Origin of the sequence: Thalassoroseus pseudoceratinae (genome assembly GCF_011634775.1) — a bacterium.
Classification (GTDB): domain Bacteria; phylum Planctomycetota; class Planctomycetia; order Planctomycetales; family Planctomycetaceae; genus Thalassoroseus; species Thalassoroseus pseudoceratinae.
In genome coordinates, this window is the sequence record NZ_JAALXT010000020.1 from 1 (window position 1) to 324 (window position 324).

Consider the following 324-nt stretch of genomic DNA (forward strand, 5'->3'; position numbering starts at 1 on the left):
TTCATCGAGACCACCAACCGCGAATTGACCGACTTTCACGGTGGAATAGTCGCCATTGATGAGCGTTGTCGGGATGACGTCAGTTTGATGATTGTTGAAGTCGGTATCAGAACCGGGGGTGACGACTTCCAAGTGCACAAAGCGGTTTCGACCGGTGGTTGGATCCCAGAAGAAGAGATCGTCCACTTCGCCACCGTCAAAGTCGCCGACCACAAGTTGAGCAAAGTCATTGCCGTTGACGGATGTTGCAGGCACCACGTTCGATTCCACTGTGCCAGCGATATTTCCCGTCTCGCCGTTGACATGAATCAAGCGGTTGCTGCC

Annotated in this window: 1 protein-coding gene; it reads right to left on the reverse strand. The window is 53.4% G+C overall.

The genetic code is table 11. From position 1 onward, the window contains the following. Positions 1-255: hypothetical protein (locus G6R38_RS27750; RefSeq protein WP_166832141.1), on the reverse strand; the 255-nt coding region annotated here is incomplete at its 3' end. Between the last annotated feature and the right edge of the window lie 69 nt (positions 256-324).